This is a genomic window from Roseateles sp. P5_E11 (assembly GCF_054049355.1).
The window spans coordinates 1-859 of the sequence record NZ_JBFUMO010001105.1; the positions used below are offsets into that span (position 1 = coordinate 1).

1 protein-coding gene is annotated in these 859 nt (G+C 69.6%); it reads right to left on the reverse strand.

Features of this window, described 5'->3' with window-relative positions:
* Positions 1 to 131 precede the first annotated feature (131 nt).
* On the reverse strand, positions 132 to 797 hold the full coding sequence (locus ACXJKR_RS33720) for a GspH/FimT family pseudopilin (RefSeq protein WP_082532787.1): 666 nt from the start codon (positions 795 to 797) through the stop codon (positions 132 to 134).
* Between the last annotated feature and the right edge of the window lie 62 nt (positions 798 to 859).

The window sequence follows — 859 nt, forward strand, 5'->3', positions numbered from 1 at the left end:
GGGGCTGAGGCCGGACACATGGCGCCCAGTGGGCGGCATGTGCCTGCCGAAGCGCTGCGGCCTTAGCCGCAGCGCGGTCCCGACCAGACTTGCCCGCGTCCAGCGCGGCAAGGCTGGGCGAGGGGCACCACTCAGCAAGCGCCTTTTCGTGCGTCTGCTCCGCAGATCGCTGGCCGGCCCAACGGGTTCAAGTCCAGATACAGCTGCTGGTTGCGGTCGTTGGAGATGCCGATGCGCGTCCATTCCAGCGCCCGGCCCATGCCGGCCTGGAAGGTGACGCTCTGGCCAGACTGCAGCAGCGTGCCTTTGTGCTCGCGGGAGTTGATGGCGCCGAGCTCGCAGCGCGGCACGCCTGTGGCGCAGTCGCAGGGCGCGGTGCGGCTGGTGCCCCAGCACCATTGCGCGCCACTGCTGAAGCTGACATAGATGTTGCGGCCCTCGTCCACGCTCAGGCCGCGGGCGCGGCGCAGGTCCTGCTCCAGCATCTCGGCCACGTGGCGCAGGCGCTGGCGGGCCAGATAACTCGCGTAGCTGGGCACGGCCGCCGACAGGATGATGCCCAGCACGGCCAGCACGAAAACCACCTCGAGAAGCGTGAAACCTTGCCCCTCGGCGCGCGAGTACGCGCACCGGTCCCCCGAGGGAACGCGGGCTGGCTTGGGAGCGGCCCTGCGCTCAGCCCGTCCGCCGGCCGCGTTCATGGATCCAGCTTCAGCAGGCGACGGCGCTTTTGCGTCTGGTCCACATAGACCTGCAGCGAGCGGCCGGCGTTGGCATCGAGGTCGACGAAGGAGCATCCCAGCTGCTGCATGCCGCTCGTATCGCCGGCGATGGGGCTGACATGGTGGGGCAGCAGGGT

Coding starts and splice junctions, on each gene's coding strand:
- ACXJKR_RS33720 (WP_082532787.1), bottom strand. CDS start 797: ATGCTCCTTCGTCGACCTCGATGCCAACGCCGGCCGCTCGCTGCAGGT.